Here is a 14,957-nt window from a genome sequence, read left to right on the forward strand (position 1 = left end):
ACGCAGGGCGGCCGCGAGACCGATACCGCTGGTGGCTCCGGTGACTACGACACTTCGTCCCATGGGTTCGTCCTCCGTCTGTACGGGAGCTCGGCACGGACCGGGCCCGGGTGTCTGCAAGGGGTGGTGGGGGTCAGGCGCTGGTGAAGATCAGCGCGGCGTTCTGCCCGCCGAAACCGAAGGACGTGCTCAGGGCCGTCTGCATCCGCTGCGGGCGTGCCACCTTGGTGACGACGTCCAGGTCGATGCGGTCGTCGATGCGGTCGAGGTTCGCCGTGGGCGGGATCTGCTGGTGCTGGAGCGTCAGGACGGTCAGGGCCGCCTCGATGGCACCGGCCCCGGCGATCGAATGGCCCAGCACGCTCTTGTTCGCCGTCACCGGGGGCGGGGACCCGAAGACGGTGTGCAGCGCACGGGCCTCGGACAGGTCGTTGAGTTCGGTGGCGCTGCCGTGGGTGTTGACGTGGTCGATGTCACGGGCTCCCATGCCCGCCGAGGCGAGAGCGGCGTTGATGGTGCGGGCGGCGCCGCTGCCGTCAGGGGTGGGAGCGGTGGAGTGGTGGGCGTCGCATCCCAGGGCTCCTCCGGTCAGATAGGCATGGATCGGCGCACGGCGTGCACGGGCGTGCTCGCTCCGTTCCAGTACCAGCACCGCCGCGCCCTCGGCGAGGACGAAACCGTCGCGGTCGGCGTCGAAGGGCCGGCTGGCTTCCTCCGGCGCCTGGTTGCGGCGGGAGAGGGCTCTCAGTTTGTCGAAGCTGGCGGCCGCCAGGGGGGAGCAGGCGGAGTCGCTGCCGCCGGCCACCACCACGTCGCAGGTGTGGGAGCGCAGCAGGTCGCGAGCGAGACTGATGGCGGAGGAACCGGAGGCGCACGCGGTGCTGACGCAGAACCCGGGGCCTTGGGCGCCGAGATCGAGGCTGACCTCACCGGCTGCCATGTTGGCCGAACCGCCGGGGATCGTCGTCGGTGAAATGCCCTGGGGCCGGTTCTCGAAGAGCTTTCGCCATGCGGCTCCGCTGGCGGCCGTACCGCCGCTGGCTCCGATGACCACCCCCAGGCGCACCGGGTCGACCGTTCCACGCTCCAGCCCGGCATGGGCTGCCGCTTCGCGGGCTGCCGCCAGGGCGAGTTGGATGAAGCGGTCCATACGCCAGGTGTAGTTGTTCCCCAGGACCTGCTTCGGGCTGAAGGCCTCGGCCCGGCAGGAGAAGGTGACCGGCAGACCCTGCAGCTGCGCGTCGTAGGAGGCGGTCGGTGAACCCGCGAGGACGCGTTCCCAGGTGGAGAGAGCGTCATGGCCCCCTGCGGTGACCATTCCAAGACCGGTCACCGCTACGGCATCGGCGCTCATACGGCGGTCGCCTTGACCGCTCCGGCGGCCGGGGCTGTCGCCGGCTGCACGCTCTGGAGGAAGTCGGCGACCTCGCTCAGGGTGGGGTTGTCCCGCAGTGCGGTGATGTCGTCGGGCATGTGCAGGTTGTGATCATCTTCCAGAATGGTCAGCAGTTCCAGCATGGCGATGGAGTCGACCTCCAGTTCCTCCAGACGGGTGCCGGGCCCGAAGGCTCCGGCGGTCTTCCCGAAGTGATCGGTGAGGGTGCCGACGAGCAGAGCAAGCATGGGGGACAAGGCAGCAGTCCTTTCAAGGGGCGTCGGTGTGCAGGGCGTCAGGAGTGAGGAGAAGGGCGCAGCGGACCGGTGTCGTGGACGGCCACGCAGCTGGCGGTCATGCCGGTGCCGAGGGACAGCAGCAAGGAGACGGAAGCACCGGGCGGTCCGGCGGAGGCTTCCGTGTGGAGGGTGGCGAGATCGGCCAGCAGGTCACCGGATCCGAGGTGCCCGGTGTCCTGCCCGGCGGTGCTCACCTTCGCCCGGAGAGGCGGGGGGAGGGCGGGGAGGACCGCTGCGCGCAGGAACGGCTGTCCCAGGCGGGGCAGGCGCACGTCGGCGATCGAGGGGTCGTCCGGTTCCGCGCCGATGTCCTCCAGCGCCTGCCGGATCACGGTGCTGATCAGCCGACGCATCTCCCACGCGTGCACCAGGTGCTGCTTGACCGTGTCCCCCACCGCGGGCGCCGCGTCCGCCGCGACCAGCCCGGCGGGCAGGGGTACCACGGGGGCGCCGCAGGAGGTCACCGAGCGGATGTGGAACCGGCCGGGCACGACACGGCTCAGCACCACCGCCGCCGCCCCGTCCTCCAGCGCCACCCCCTCCCCGGTGGCGCTGGTCCAGTGCTCAGCAGGAAGCTCGGCGAACGAGTCACCGGCCACGACCACGGCGTGCTCCAGGGCGATGTCGGCCGTCATCCGTGCCACCACATGCTCGATACCGGCTGCTCCGCCGCACGACATCTGCTGCACACCCAGGACGGTCGCGCGCACCGCGCCGCACGCCCGAGCGAGGTGAAAGGGAGCCAGCCGCCATTCGTCACCGTTGTCGAAACCGGACGCCAGCACCAGGAGCTGCACCTGCTCGGCCGTCAGTCCCGCCTGCTGGAGCCCGGCGACCGTCACTTGGCACGCCATCTGCGGACCGCTCGGCGCCCGTTCCGCCAGGACGGCCGGAACCGTGCCGCCGTTCGCTCCGGCATCCGACCGGGCCGGTGGTGCGTGGAGGGCCCCGGGAAGAAGCTGTGCGGCCCCTGCGACCCCGATCCCCGCGGCGGCCTTCATCCACGGACCCCCGCCCGTGCGCGCTGGTGTGGGGCAGTAACCGGGTGCATCGACACGTCCTTGGAGGGCTTCTTCGCAGCGGAACGATTCGGCGCGGGGCGACAGTGTGCTGCGGCACTGGCACCTGTGATCGCGGCATGAGCCGCGGAGGGATGTCCTCACAGGGGGCGATGTGTGCTTCCTGCGGGGCGGCGCCCCTCGTCGGTCGTCCTCGGGGCCGCGAGTGCCGACGACGCCGGCCGGGATCGCCCAAGCGGAAGGCGTGACCGTCACGGCCGGGGGCGGAATGCCCAGGGCCCGGCCGGCCGTCCCGCGCCGAGCCGTCCGCTGAGCGGTGGTGGTCATGAAGCGGGGAGGACGGGCGAGACCGCCTGCCTCGCCATCAGATGGCTGCGGCGTTCGTCGAAACGCGCACCGGCCTCACCCAGATCCCGCACGTATCGCGCGATCCGGTCCCGCGCGGCCTCCCCGGGCGCGGACAGGCCCGGCCACTGCCACACACGCAGATGACGCAGGAGCGGCTGCAGAACCTCCCCATGGTGCACCTGCTGGTCGTAGATGCCGGCCACCGCCACGTGCATCGTCAGGCGCCGGAAGCCCGCCATCTCCGCCCCCGGCATACGGAAAGACGTGACGGCCTCGGCCAACGCGCACATCGCCTGGTCCGGCCACCGTTCGAGCGCGGCGGCGAACAGGTCACGGTAGAAGAGCATGTGCAGGTTCTCGTCCACCGCGATACGGGAGAGCAACTGATCACAGGCCGGATCACCGCTGTGCCGCCCGGTGTTGCGGTGGGTGACCCGGGTACCGAGCTCCTGCACCATCAGGTACGCCGCGTTGGCCAGTAGGTCCTCGTGATGGTGCGGAGTGAATCCGCGACTCAGCTGAGCCATCCGGGAACGCTCCAGGACCAGCGGGTCCATGCACCGCGAGGCGTGAACGTAGGCACGCATCGCTGTCGCGTGCCGGTCCTCCTCCGCGGTCCACCGGTTCAGCCAGGCGCCCCAAGCGCCGTCCTGGCCCAGTTCCTGAGCAACGGCATGGTGGTAGGAAGGCAGGTTGTCCTCGGTCAGCAGGCCCACCAGCAAGGCGCTGCGCACCGGCAGGGGAAGACTCGACTGCGACTCGTCCCAGGGTTCGCCCCCGAGCGGGCCCTCGAAGTCCCGGCCGCGCCCCCAGGGCACGTACTGGTGGGGGAACCAGTCGGTCGCATGGTTCAGGTGGCGCGAGAGAAGCCGTTCGACGACAGGTTCCAGCTCACGCAGGAGGTCTTGCGGTTCGAGGGTGTCCGTGGCGGCGGGGTGCTCACTCACCGGCCTGCCTCGGTCTCGCCGGGAATCGCCCGTGCGGCCACCGGCGGCAGGACACCCGGGAAGGCGGAACGGGGCAGATCCCCCTGACGAGGGTCGATCGTGACGGCTGTCGTCTCACCGGCCACAGCGGTGAGCACGCTTCCAGGAGTGGGCATGCATGGCTAACGATCACCGCTGGGACGGTGACACGCTCCAGGGGATGAAGGGTCCGTATCGGTGACACCGGTGTGCTGACTTGACGGTGTGCGCCCGGTGGCTTCCCGGGCCCTCGGCCCGGCGGCTGCCGAAGGCGGTGCTGGAGCTGCCTGGTGGGCAGTGATCCGGCGCTGTCATGGACGGTGCCAGTGAGGGCGCCGTCCATGACGGCCCGCTGAGTACACCCTGCCGAACGGCATCGGCTCCGACGGCCACAGCGCCCACACCGCGGACAGCCGGCCGGCGGCGGACACGGACTCCGACGCGGCCGTGGGAGCGGGTGGGTCACCCGGCGTCCTCTGAAGGGCGGTTGCTGGACCCGTGGGCCGCGGAACGGTCGGCCGCCGACGGCACATCCCGGGCGGCCGGAAGCGTCCGGCCGAGGCGTGCGAGCGGGGACGAAACCATCACCACCGGGGACACCATCATGCCCGCGGCCGTCACCAGGAGGCTGGTGCGCACCCCCCATTCCATCGCGAGAAACCCACCGAGCAGGGAGCCGGGCGGAGCCATCCCCATGCCGACGAACGTGATGGTCGCGGCCGTGCGGCCCTGCAGTCCGTCCGGAGTGACGGCCTGCCGTACCGCCATGACCGTCACGTTCACCAACTGGCCGGCGGCCCCGAACACGATGTTGATCGCCAGGAGCACGGGAACCGTCACCGCCGAGGAGCCGTGCAGCGCGGGCACACACAGGAACACCCCGTCGCCGAGTGCCGCCGCCGACACGAGCACCGTGCCGTGACCGAACCGGCTCGGCAGGCGAGCGGCCAGCATCGAGCCCAGCAGCGCGCCCGGTCCCATCGCCGCGAGCACCAGTCCGACGGTGGCGCCGGACAAGTGCAGTTCCCGCGGCAGGAAGAGCAGATAGGCGGTCGTCATGGCCGCGAAGGAGAGCTGGAACGCGGCCGAGGCGAGGCACACGGTCCGCAGCGAGGTGTCGCTGACGACGAAGCGGAGACCCTCGTGGATCCGTTTCGACACCCGAGGGGGACGTCCTGAGCGTTCCGGGACCGACTCGGACCGGCGGATCCGCCGGATCGACAGGAAGGACAACGCGAAGAACACCGCGTTGGAGGCAGCAGCGGCCGGCGCCGACAGCAGTGACACCAGCGCACCGCCGAGAGCGGGACCACCGATCTGCGCCGCGGACCGGCTGCCCTCGAGCGCACTGTTGCCCTGCAACAACTGATCGCGTCCCACCAGGCGTACGAGAGACGCCTGATAGGCCACGTCGAAGAAGACGGACAGTGCCCCGACGGCGAACGCGACCACGAGCAGAGCGGGCAGGCCGAGCCAGCCCAGGACACCGGCAACGGCGGCGGCGCCCAGCACGAAGGCCCGGCCGGCGTCCGTCACCACCATCACCGTGCGGGTCCGCCACCGGTCCACCCACGCACCGACGAGGAGCGAGAGCAGCAGGATCGGCGCCTGCCCCACCGCGCGCAGGACGCCCAGCTCACCGGCCTCGGCGCCGAGCGACAGGACGGCGAAGAGCGGGAGGACGACCACAGTGGTGTGTTCGCCCAACTGGGAGGCCGTCTGACCCACCCAGAGTCTGCGGAAGTCGCGGTCCCACCACAGACTCGGCGGAACGGACCGGCGGGAGCCGGGTACAGCGGAGGAAGCGAACAGCACGGAGATCCCTCGGACGGCCGATGACGAAGCCCGTCGTCCGGCGCGCACGGGGTGCGCCTGCGAGGCGGGCAGGGGAGGGCTCGCTGTGCCGCGACATCAAGAGCAGCACGCGATGACGGGCCGATGACGGCCTACGACGTCAACGCGCGCTCGGGCGACCGGGCATGTCTGCAACTCCTCACGGGCCAACTCACTCTGCACCCGGACAGTAGCGCCCGGCGACCCAGCACGAAAGGCGATTGCCGTACGAGGCCCGGCGGACCGGGCGGGCGGTGATGACGTGACCAGCGTCCGCCGCTGCTTGCTCCGGGCCGGTGGACCCGGCACCTTCGGACAGGTTCACGGTCGCGGAGAGGATCCCCTTCAGGCGCCCGGAGCCCGGCCCGTAACCGGTCACATGCTGTTGTCCGCGCTCCGGTCGGCGTTTGTGGCCGGCCGTGGGACCGCCTTGCTCACGGATCCGCCGACGTCACCCGGCGGAGGAGGGGGACGCCTCTCCCCGGTGTGACGCCAGCCAGTCCGCGTAGCGGGTGGGAGCGATCGAGGCGTCGTCCTTGTCATGCGGGGGAGGCGGACCCGGGCGAGATCGCCGAGTCCGCCCGGCGCTTGGACAGCCACTGCGCGGAGAGCGCGGTCCGGCGCGCCGCGCTCGATACCTCGTGAGCGTGGGTGGTCCCCGGCGGCCGTGAGACGGGGCTGCGCGGGGTCGTGGGCCGGCGTCTCGACGCCGTGAGTACCGTCGGGAGGCGGGCCCGGTGCGATCGGGAGGCCGGGAAGGGCATGCGTGCGCTGCCGACTATCGGGTAGTCGGCAGCGCAAGGCGTAACCGAGCGAAAGAAGGGGTTGTTTTCCTTATGTCCTCCTCCCTCGTCGAAACGGTCGACATCAAGGCGCCGGTCAGTGTCACCTGGGCTCTGTGGAGCGACGTGACGCAGTGGCCGAAGTTTCTGAGCCATGTGCGACGGGTCGACCCGCTGGACGAGCGCCGGTTCTCCTGGCAGCTGTCCCTGCCGGGCGCCGACAAGGGCTTCGTCGCGGAGCTCACCGAGGTCGTCCCGCAGGACCGGATCGCCTGGAAGACGATCGAGGGTGTGCATCACGCAGGTGTGGTCACCTTCCACCGGCTCGACGAAACCTCCAGCCGGGTCGCCCTGCAGATCGAGTACGACCCCAACGGTTTCGTGGAGCATCTGGGTGCCCTGACCAATCTCGACTCCGCCCTCGCCAATTACGACCTGGGTGAGTTCCAGAAGCTGGCCGAGTCCACGGCGGCGGGCGAGGGCCCCAGGGGCCTGTGACCACGGACCGTCCACCGGGGCGTGGAGCCCCGCAGACGGTGACCGCCCGTGCGCACCTCCGAAGTGCGCACGGGCGGTCACGTGTGTGGTACGGCGCAGGCAGGGGATCAGTGCCGTGACGGCGTCGTGGTGCCGGGCGGGCCCGTGACCGGTTCCTCGGTGTTCGTCTCCCGTCCGTGCGGGGCCTCACCCTGCGGGCGTGCTGCCGCACGCGCCGCCGCCTTGCGCGCCGCCGCCTCGCGTGCGGTGCTCAGCGGTGACTGGGTCCATTCCGCGAACCACCAGACGCCGGCCACGACGCACGCCCACAGGAGACCGCTCAGCGCAGCGTCCGGCCAGGGGGCCTGCTCCCCCCATCGCTCCACGGCGGTCAGCGCCACCCAGCCGCTGAGCAGGACGGTCAGAACTCGTACACGCCTGTATCTGAACATTCCGGCCCGATACCCGGTCGACCAGGGATTACGCAGGGTGATCCCGAAAGATATCGATCAGCCTGCCGACGGGGGAGGCGTGAACGGCCGACGCCGGGCGCCGGTCCCCCCGTCCGCTGTCTCTTCCTGCGGACCGGGGGTTGTCGGTGAGGTCGGGAACGGGTGGGATGATCCTATGGAGAAAGCGCTTTCACCGCTCGCCGTCGACCCCCCGGCGCCCTTCGACCATCTCGATCACCGCTACCGCGGCGAGAACCCCGTCCGTACCCTCGGGCATCTTTTCCGCCCCGACCGTGGCCGGCTGGCTCTGGCGGTCGCCATCTTCGTCGTGAAGCACAGCCCCATCTGGCTGCTGCCGCTGATCACCGCCACCATCCTCGACGTGGTCGTGCAGCACGGCCCCGAGTCGGGCATCTGGAAGGCGAGCGGCGTCCTGCTGTTCATCCTCGTGATCAACTACCCGCTTCACCAGTGGTACGTACGGTGCCTGGCCGGCAGTATCCGGCGCATGGGCACGACTCTGCGGTCGGCCCTCTGCCGCCGGATGCAGCAGCTGTCCATCGGCTATCACTCACGCGTGAGTTCGAGCGTGTTGCAGGCCAAGGTGGTCCGCGATGTCGAAGCCGTGGAACAAATGGTGCAGCAGAGTTCCGACATGGGCCTCGGTGCCGTCGTCACGCTGATCGGCGGACTCGTCGTCATCGGTGTGCGCGTGCCCGAGTTCCTGCCCGTCTTCCTCGTCGTGGTGCCCGCCTCCGGTTTCCTCGTGATGAAGCTGCGAGGGCGGCTGCGCAGCCACAACGAGTCCTTTCGCCGCGAGGTCGAGCAACTTTCCTCCCGGGTAGGTGAGATGACCACTCTCATCCCCATCACTCGCGCCCATGGCCTGGAACGGACCGCACTCGGCCGGGTCGACGGGTCGCTGCGCCAGGTGTTCGCGGCCGGGATGCGCCTGGACATGCTCAACGGCCGTTTCGGGTCACTGGCCTGGGTCATCCTCAACACGCTCGGCGTCCTGTGCCTGACGGGTTCCGCTCTCGTGGCGTACCACGGGTGGATGGCCGTCACCCCCGGGGACGTGGTGATGCTCAGTTCCTTCTTCACCGTGCTGACGGGCTCCGTGACGACGCTGCTGGGCCTGGCCCCCCTCCTGACCAAGGGCCTGGAGTCGGTGCGTTCGGCGGGTGAGGTGCTGCAGGCACCGGACCTGGAGAACAACGCGGGCAAAGCGCGCGTCGAGAGTGTCGTGGGCCGCATCGACTTCGAGGACGTCGGATTCGCCTACGGGGACGGGGAGCCGGCGGTCGACGGGTTCACCCTCTCCGCGCGGCCGGGGGAGACCATCGCGCTCGTCGGGGCCTCGGGCGCGGGCAAGTCCACCGTCCTCAACCTGCTCATCGGGTTCATCAGGCCCACTGCGGGCCGTATCCTGCTCGACGGCACCGACATGGCCGGGCTCGACCTGCGGACCTACCGGCGCTTCCTTTCGGTCGTGCCCCAGGAGTCGATCCTCTTCGAGGGCAGCATCCGTGACAACGTCACGTACGGCATGGGGGACACGGATGAGGAGACGCTGATACGTGCCCTCCGCGATGCCAACGCTCTGGAGTTCGTGAACGGTTTGCCGCGCGGCCTCGACACGGTCATCGGGGAGCGCGGAGCGCAGCTGTCGGGCGGACAGAAGCAACGCCTCGCCATCGCCAGGGCGCTGATCCGTGATCCGAGGGTGCTGGTGCTCGACGAGGCCACGTCCGCGCTCGACAACCGCTCCGAGGCCCTCGTGCAGGAGGCTCTCACCCGGCTCGTGCACGGCCGGACGGTCTTCGTCGTCGCCCACCGGCTCTCCACGATCCAGGGCGCCGACCGCATCGTGGCCATGGAGGGCGGCAGGATCGCGGAGGTGGGTACGCACGAGGAACTGCTGAGCAAGGACGGTGTGTACGCGGGGCTTCAGCCGGCCCGCCCGAGGTGACGCGGAGCACCGCCCCGAGCCGACTGCTGACAGGAGCACCCTGACGGGGCAGGCGCACCGACCGATGAACGGACCGACGCCGATATCCGCTGGAACCTGGCCACGAGTCCGGGGGCGACGTCGCACTGGGACAGCGTTTCTCCGGCGAGGCGCTCAGGGTGCTGGACCATCACCTGGAAGATCTCCTGGGCCGGCCTCCGCCTCGCTTCCCGGGCCAGGGACGGGAGGCGGGGCCCTTCTTCGTGCGGCCCCCTTGTGGCAGGCTCCGCGATCGGCGCACGCGGGCGATATCCGTATCCCAGTTCGGAATTGAGGGCGAGTGGATTCGGCTGCCCGTGCGAGGTGTCATACCAGAGCGGGACGCCTGGCGGGCAACTTCGACAACTGCACGCCGCGCGCGGACGATTGACGACTACCGTGTGTTGCCGGTGATCAACGGTGGGCTCCTATCGGTCGAGCCTGCCCCAGCAGTTGACCCGGGCCTGACCGACCACCGTAGGTGTCACCACACGAATGCCGATTCCTGGTGCCCCACGTACCGAGGACGATGATGTCTCAACTTCGCGCACCCGCCGCGCGACCGGAACGCCGCGAAGGCGGACGACACGGCCGCCCGGGTGGCCGTTCGCACTCGGCCACGAGCCGGCCGCGCGCTCCGCAGCCCGCACCCCCCAGCCGTCTGCGGCCACAGCTGCTGCGCACCGCCGTCCTGCCGGCCGTGGCCGCCGTGCTCAGCGGAGCCGCAGCCGTCATCTTCACCATCCGGGCCTCCGGGGTGCGCCCGTCCGGCAGTCTCCTGGCGGCGCTCGGCGGATCCGGGGCCCTCGCTGTGGCGGCCGTGGTGGCTGCCTTCCTCGGTGCCAACCGTGTCGCGAACGGGGTGCTCGACCGCGTTCTGGTACTCCGGCGCGCCGATGCCGAGCATCGCGCCGAGCTCCAGCGCGTCGTGGAACGGCTCCGCGAAGGAGAGCCCCTGCCGGCTCGCCGGGCGACATCCACGGCCGGGCCCGGCGCTGACGCCTTCGAACTCCTCGCCCAGGAGATGGGCCGCTCCCAGGACGCCGCAGCAGCAGCCGTCGTCCAGGTCTCGCAGCTGTTCCGCAGCAACGGGAACGAACAGAGCGAACAGAAGGTCGAGGTATTCGTCAACCTCGCCAGACGACTGCAATCCCTCGTGCACCGCGAGATCCAGATCCTCGACGAGCTGGAGCACGAGGTCGAGGACCCCGACCTGCTCAAGGGCCTCTTCCACGTCGATCATCTCGCCACCCGCATCCGCAGGCACGCCGAGAACCTCGCCGTGCTCGGCGGAGCCGTCTCACGGCGGCAGTGGAGCAACCCCGTGACCGTGACCGAGGTGCTGCGCTCCGCGATCGCCGAGGTCGAGCAGTACCCACGGGTCAAGCTGGTCCCGCCGATCGACGGGACCCTGCGCGGACACGCGGTCGCCGACGTGATCCACCTCCTTGCCGAACTCGTCGAGAACGCCACGGTGTTCTCCGCCCCGCACACCCAGGTCCTGCTGCGGGCCCAGCGCGTCACCGCCGGACTCGCACTGGAGGTGGAGGACCGGGGCCTCGGCATGCCCGGACCCGAGCAGAAGCGCATGAACACCCTGCTCGCCGACCCCGACCAGGTCAATGTCGCCCATCTGCTGCAGGACGGGCGGATCGGACTGTTCGTGGTCGCCTCCCTGGCCCGCAGACACGGCATCGCCGTACGCCTGCAGAGCAACATCTACGGGGGCACACAGGCGGTACTCGTGCTCCCCGAGGTCCTCCTGGGTGTCGACATCGATGCCACGACGGCACCTGACACCGCACCGGCACCTGACACCGCACCGGCACCCGACGCCACGACGGCGCCCGACACCGCACCGGCGCCGCAGCCCGGAGCCGTCCACCGGCCGCTTGCCCACGACGCGTCCTCCATGACTTCGCCGCAGGCCGCGCAGCACCCACCACCGCTGGACGTGAAGCCCCGGCAGGACCGGTTTCGAGAGGAGGGACCGCCGCTGCCGCTGCGCGCCGAGCGGGTCGACCGGCCGAACCTCGCCGCATCCCCACCCGTCGTCGTGGCCGTGGAGACCACCGGCCCCACCCCGCCGGCCGGGACCACCGCCCCGGCCCGGCCCGCTCCGGACCCGGAGCCCGCCGTATCGGTGCGGCCCGTCGCGGACAGCGGCATTGCCGCCGAAGCGCCCGCACCCGAAGTGCCCGCACCCGGCGCGGCCGCCCCCGGCCGCCCCCGGCTCCCCAGACGCAGCAACCAGGAACACCTGGTCCCGCAGCTCAGGCAGGCACCTGCTCCACGTGCCGAGAACAAGAACACCCTGCACGATCCAGGGCTGATGGCCGCCTTCCGGCGTGGGGTCGACCTCGCCGAGGCCCGGACCGCCGAGGAGCCGGGAACGGCGGGTGCATACGACGCTCCTGCTTCCGCGCCCGCTGCCACCGGGCCCGCCACGACTGTCGGGGCGCAGCGGTCCCACGGTCTCGCCCCGCTGCCGTTCCGCGGCCCCGGTACCACCGCGGCGGCCGGTGCCGAGCGACTCCATCCGGGGCACCGGGAGCCGCAGCGGCCCGAGCCGGCTCCACGAACCGAGAACACCTCCAAGGAGTAGATGCACCATGACGAGCGAAATGCCGTCCGGCCAGGTCGCGGACCTCGACTGGCTGCTGAGCGGCCTGGTCCAGCGCGTGCCCCACACGCGCAGCGCCGTCCTCCTCTCGGCGGACGGCCTGGTGAAATCCGTCCATGGCATGGACGCCGACAGCGCCGATCACATGGCCGCCCTGGCCGCAGGCCTGTACTCGCTCGGCCGGAGCGCCGGCGCCCGCTTCGGTGACAACGGCGACGTGAGACAGGTCGTGGTCGAGCTCGACTCGACCCTCCTGTTCGTCTCCACCGCCGGCTCCGGTACCTGTCTCGCCGTCCTCGCGGGCCGCGAGGCGGATGCCGCCGTGCTGGGGTACGAGATGGCCATGCTGGTCAAGAGCGTCCGCCCCTACCTGATGACGCCGCTCCGGCAGCCGGCCGGAGCGCCGTTCACTCCGGGGCTGTGAAAATGCCGGCCACGCAGGACGGGCCGTTGCTCGACGACGCGGCAGGCCGGCTCATCCGCCCGTACACCGTGATCGACGGCCGGACGAGGCCGACCACCGTGCTCGATCTGCTCTCCCTGGTGATGGCCACCGGGAGGGAACCCCAGGACCACCTCGGCCCCGAACACACCATTGCCCTGGAGCTCTGTGACGGACCTACGTCCGTGGCGGAGGTCGCCGCCCACCTCCGGCTGCCCGCCGTCGTCACCAAGGTCCTCCTGTCCGACCTGGTCGACTGCGGGGCGGTCACCGCACACGCCCCCGCGTTCCACGACATGCCAACCGACCGATCCCTGCTGGAGGCAGTGCTCGATGGTCTACGACGACAGCTCTGACAGCCCCGAATACTTTCCCGTGGCCCTCAAGGTCCTGGTCGCGGGCGGTTTCGGCGTCGGCAAAACGACGTTCGTGGGCGCCGTCAGCGAGATCGCGCCCCTCAGCACCGAGGAACTCCTGACGCAGGCCGGCGCGGCGACCGACAGCCTCGAAGGCATCGAGTCCAAGTCGGCGACCACCGTGGCCATGGACTTCGGCCGGATCACACTGTCCGAACAGCATGTGCTCTACCTCTTCGGCACCCCGGGACAGGAGCGTTTCTGGTTCATGTGGGACGAGCTGTCCAAGGGCGCCCTCGGCGCGGTCGTGCTGACCGACACGCGCCGTCTGGCCGAGTGCTTCGGCGCCGTCGACTTCTTCGAGCGGCGCGGCATCGGATTCATCGTCGCGGTCAACGAGTTCGACGGTGCCTATCGTTACGAACCGGAGGAGGTGCGGGCGGCGCTCGATCTGGGTCCCGAAGTACCGGTCGTCCTCTGTGACGCCCGGATCGCCAGCTCGGGCACCGGGACACTGGTCACCCTCGTCCAGCACCTCATCAACGCCACGGCCCCCGCGCCGCTCCAGGCTTTCGGGACCCGCCCGTGACTCCGTACGGGACGCGCCGGCCACTGTTCACCCCCGTCGACCAGGACGACCGCGCCGGAGCGCACGGCTGCGGAGGCTCGGCCCGGGGGAGCGCGCCGACGCCTCGTTCGACAGCTTCGACGCCTTCGCCGACCGGGTGGCCGAGGTGACCGGTACGCCGTTCCTGACGGTCGGCTTCGTCACGGCGGCCCGGCCCCCGGCCCGTCGAAGCGCAGCCAGTCCAGGGTGAACAGGTCCGGCTTCTCGCTGCTCCAGGCCGAGTTGGTGAACACCATGTACAACGGCGTGCTTCCGCCAGGGTCCTTCAAGGCAGCCGTCGGGGACACCGCCTCGGCCCTGCCCTCTGCGCCGGGGACGTGCAGCGAGCCGAGGAGGAGGCCCTCAGGGGAGCCGGCCCGGAATTCGACCGTTCCGCCGGTCCCGCAGGCCGTCGCTCCGACCGTCACCGACCCGGTGTTCCCCAGGTGCACCGGATCGAGGACGACCCAGTCCCCGTCCTCGATCTCCGTCAGCGCCCTGCCGCCCGAAGCCTGCGCACGGCTGCCGGCCACGACTCCGTCGTGTGCGCCTCCGGTCGACGTGAACCGCTCCGCCTCCTGGAACGCCGTACGCAGGGTGAGCGAGGTGGAGCCCGTGAGCTGCGGGGCGTTCGGGGCGCCCCTGTCGGTGTACAGCACCGTGATCCGGTGGGTGCCGGCCGGGGCCGCGTCCCCGGCCTCTGTGACGACCGAGCCCCGGCACCGTGCGGAGCCCGCGAGGCGGCGCAGTGTGCCGCTCCGGCCGGCCTCTGAGCGTACGAGGATCCGTGAGCAGTCGACCGGAGCGCCTTTCCCGTCCTCCTCGTCCGACACCTCCACCGTGAAGGCGAGGGTGTCGCCGGGACGGAACACCTCTCCGTCCGCCGGCCGGTGGACGGAGATCCGGGGCCGGGTGTTGCCGACGGTGATCTCCTGGCCGGCCATGGCCGTCGTACCTTCGGGCCCGGTCACGGTGAGGCGCGCCGTGAACTGGCCTTCGGTGCGGTAGGTGTAGGAAGGGCTCGGCTCCGTCGAGTCGGTGCCGCCGTCACCGTCGAAGTCCCAGGCGTACGTGACCGGCTCGTCCCCGGGGAGCCCGGAACCCGTACCCGTGAACGCCACCGTGAGCGGCGCCGGGCCGTTGTCGTGATCGGCGGTGACGGCCGCGCCGGGCAGCCGGGCGTCACCGACGTGGTCGATCCGGAAGACCCCGGAGCCCTCGGTGCCGCCGTCGCGGCCCGTGCCGCTGCCGAGCCCCGAATCGACGACGTACAGGGCGCCGTCCGGTCCGAAGACGGCGGCCGACGGGCGGTTCCACTCCATGTCCTCGAACACGCCGTTGACGGACTGGAGTTCACCGGCCTCGACCGGGCCGAACCGGGGATCGGCG

The 14,957-nt window shown here is 70.8% G+C and carries 14 protein-coding genes; 6 read left to right on the forward strand and 8 right to left on the reverse strand.

Going from position 1 to position 14,957, the window contains the following annotated elements:
* Positions 1–133: 133 nt before the first annotated feature.
* The 6 genes from VN520_RS32080 to VN520_RS32105 form a co-directional block, all read right to left on the reverse strand.
* The gene (locus VN520_RS32080) at positions 134–1,354 is read right to left on the reverse strand and encodes a beta-ketoacyl-[acyl-carrier-protein] synthase family protein (RefSeq protein WP_325750444.1); all 1,221 of its coding nucleotides are present in this window, start codon (positions 1,352–1,354) and stop codon (positions 134–136) included.
* Entirely contained in the window at positions 1,351–1,623 is a 273-nt protein-coding gene (locus tag VN520_RS32085; RefSeq protein WP_325750456.1) for a phosphopantetheine-binding protein, read from the reverse strand. Before VN520_RS32085 ends, VN520_RS32080 begins: the two co-directional genes overlap by 4 nt.
* Before the next feature lie 47 nt (positions 1,624–1,670).
* Positions 1,671–2,516 carry a hypothetical protein gene (locus VN520_RS32090; RefSeq protein WP_325750445.1) on the reverse strand — a complete coding sequence of 282 codons (846 nt, stop codon included), beginning with the start codon at positions 2,514–2,516 and terminating at the stop codon, positions 1,671–1,673.
* 500 nt (positions 2,517–3,016) lie between these two features.
* Positions 3,017–3,988, reverse strand: coding sequence for an acyl-ACP desaturase (locus VN520_RS32095; protein ID WP_325750446.1), 972 nt, complete (start codon positions 3,986–3,988; stop codon positions 3,017–3,019).
* The gene (locus tag VN520_RS32100; protein WP_325750447.1) at positions 3,985–4,143 is read right to left on the reverse strand and encodes a hypothetical protein; all 159 of its coding nucleotides are present in this window, start codon (positions 4,141–4,143) and stop codon (positions 3,985–3,987) included. The genes VN520_RS32095 and VN520_RS32100 overlap by 4 nt, the downstream gene beginning before the upstream one ends.
* Positions 4,144–4,468: 325 nt before the next feature.
* Positions 4,469–5,821: an MFS transporter gene (locus VN520_RS32105; RefSeq protein WP_414720021.1), complete on the reverse strand. Its 1,353-nt coding sequence runs from the start codon at positions 5,819–5,821 to the stop codon at positions 4,469–4,471.
* 854 nt (positions 5,822–6,675) lie between these two features.
* On the opposite strand from VN520_RS32105, the gene VN520_RS32110 reads away from it, so the two are divergent.
* Positions 6,676–7,119 (forward strand): SRPBCC family protein, encoded by a 444-nt coding sequence (locus tag VN520_RS32110; RefSeq protein WP_325750448.1) that lies wholly within the window; start codon positions 6,676–6,678, stop codon positions 7,117–7,119.
* Positions 7,120–7,226: 107 nt separating this feature from the next.
* On the opposite strand, the gene VN520_RS32115 is transcribed toward VN520_RS32110, so the two are convergent.
* Positions 7,227–7,550 carry a hypothetical protein gene (locus VN520_RS32115; protein WP_325750449.1) on the reverse strand — a complete coding sequence of 108 codons (324 nt, stop codon included), beginning with the start codon at positions 7,548–7,550 and terminating at the stop codon, positions 7,227–7,229.
* Between the two features lie 175 nt (positions 7,551–7,725).
* On the opposite strand from VN520_RS32115, the gene VN520_RS32120 reads away from it, so the two are divergent.
* The 5 genes from VN520_RS32120 (at position 7,726) to VN520_RS32140 (ending at position 13,550) form a co-directional block, all read left to right on the forward strand.
* Positions 7,726–9,522: an ABC transporter ATP-binding protein gene (locus tag VN520_RS32120; RefSeq protein WP_325750450.1), complete on the forward strand. Its 1,797-nt coding sequence runs from the start codon at positions 7,726–7,728 to the stop codon at positions 9,520–9,522.
* A 550-nt stretch (positions 9,523–10,072) separates the two neighbouring features.
* On the forward strand, positions 10,073–12,145 hold the full coding sequence (locus tag VN520_RS32125) for a sensor histidine kinase (protein ID WP_325750451.1): 2,073 nt from the start codon (positions 10,073–10,075) through the stop codon (positions 12,143–12,145).
* Between the two features lie 7 nt (positions 12,146–12,152).
* Complete coding sequence (locus VN520_RS32130) at positions 12,153–12,587, forward strand: roadblock/LC7 domain-containing protein (RefSeq protein ID WP_325750452.1); 435 nt, start codon at positions 12,153–12,155, stop codon at positions 12,585–12,587.
* Positions 12,588–12,589: 2 nt separating this feature from the next.
* Positions 12,590–12,961: a DUF742 domain-containing protein gene (locus tag VN520_RS32135; protein WP_325750453.1), complete on the forward strand. Its 372-nt coding sequence runs from the start codon at positions 12,590–12,592 to the stop codon at positions 12,959–12,961.
* Positions 12,939–13,550 carry a GTP-binding protein gene (locus VN520_RS32140; protein WP_325750454.1) on the forward strand — a complete coding sequence of 204 codons (612 nt, stop codon included), beginning with the start codon at positions 12,939–12,941 and terminating at the stop codon, positions 13,548–13,550. The genes VN520_RS32135 and VN520_RS32140 overlap by 23 nt, the downstream gene beginning before the upstream one ends.
* Positions 13,551–13,729: 179 nt before the next feature.
* Here the strand turns inward: VN520_RS32140 and VN520_RS32150 are convergent.
* Positions 13,730–14,957, reverse strand: a 1,228-nt coding sequence (locus tag VN520_RS32150; protein WP_325750455.1) for a carbohydrate-binding protein, incomplete at its 5' end; no start/stop codon positions are given.

Origin of the sequence: Streptomyces sp. (genome assembly GCF_035563135.1) — a bacterium.
GTDB lineage: Bacteria > Actinomycetota > Actinomycetes > Streptomycetales > Streptomycetaceae > Streptomyces.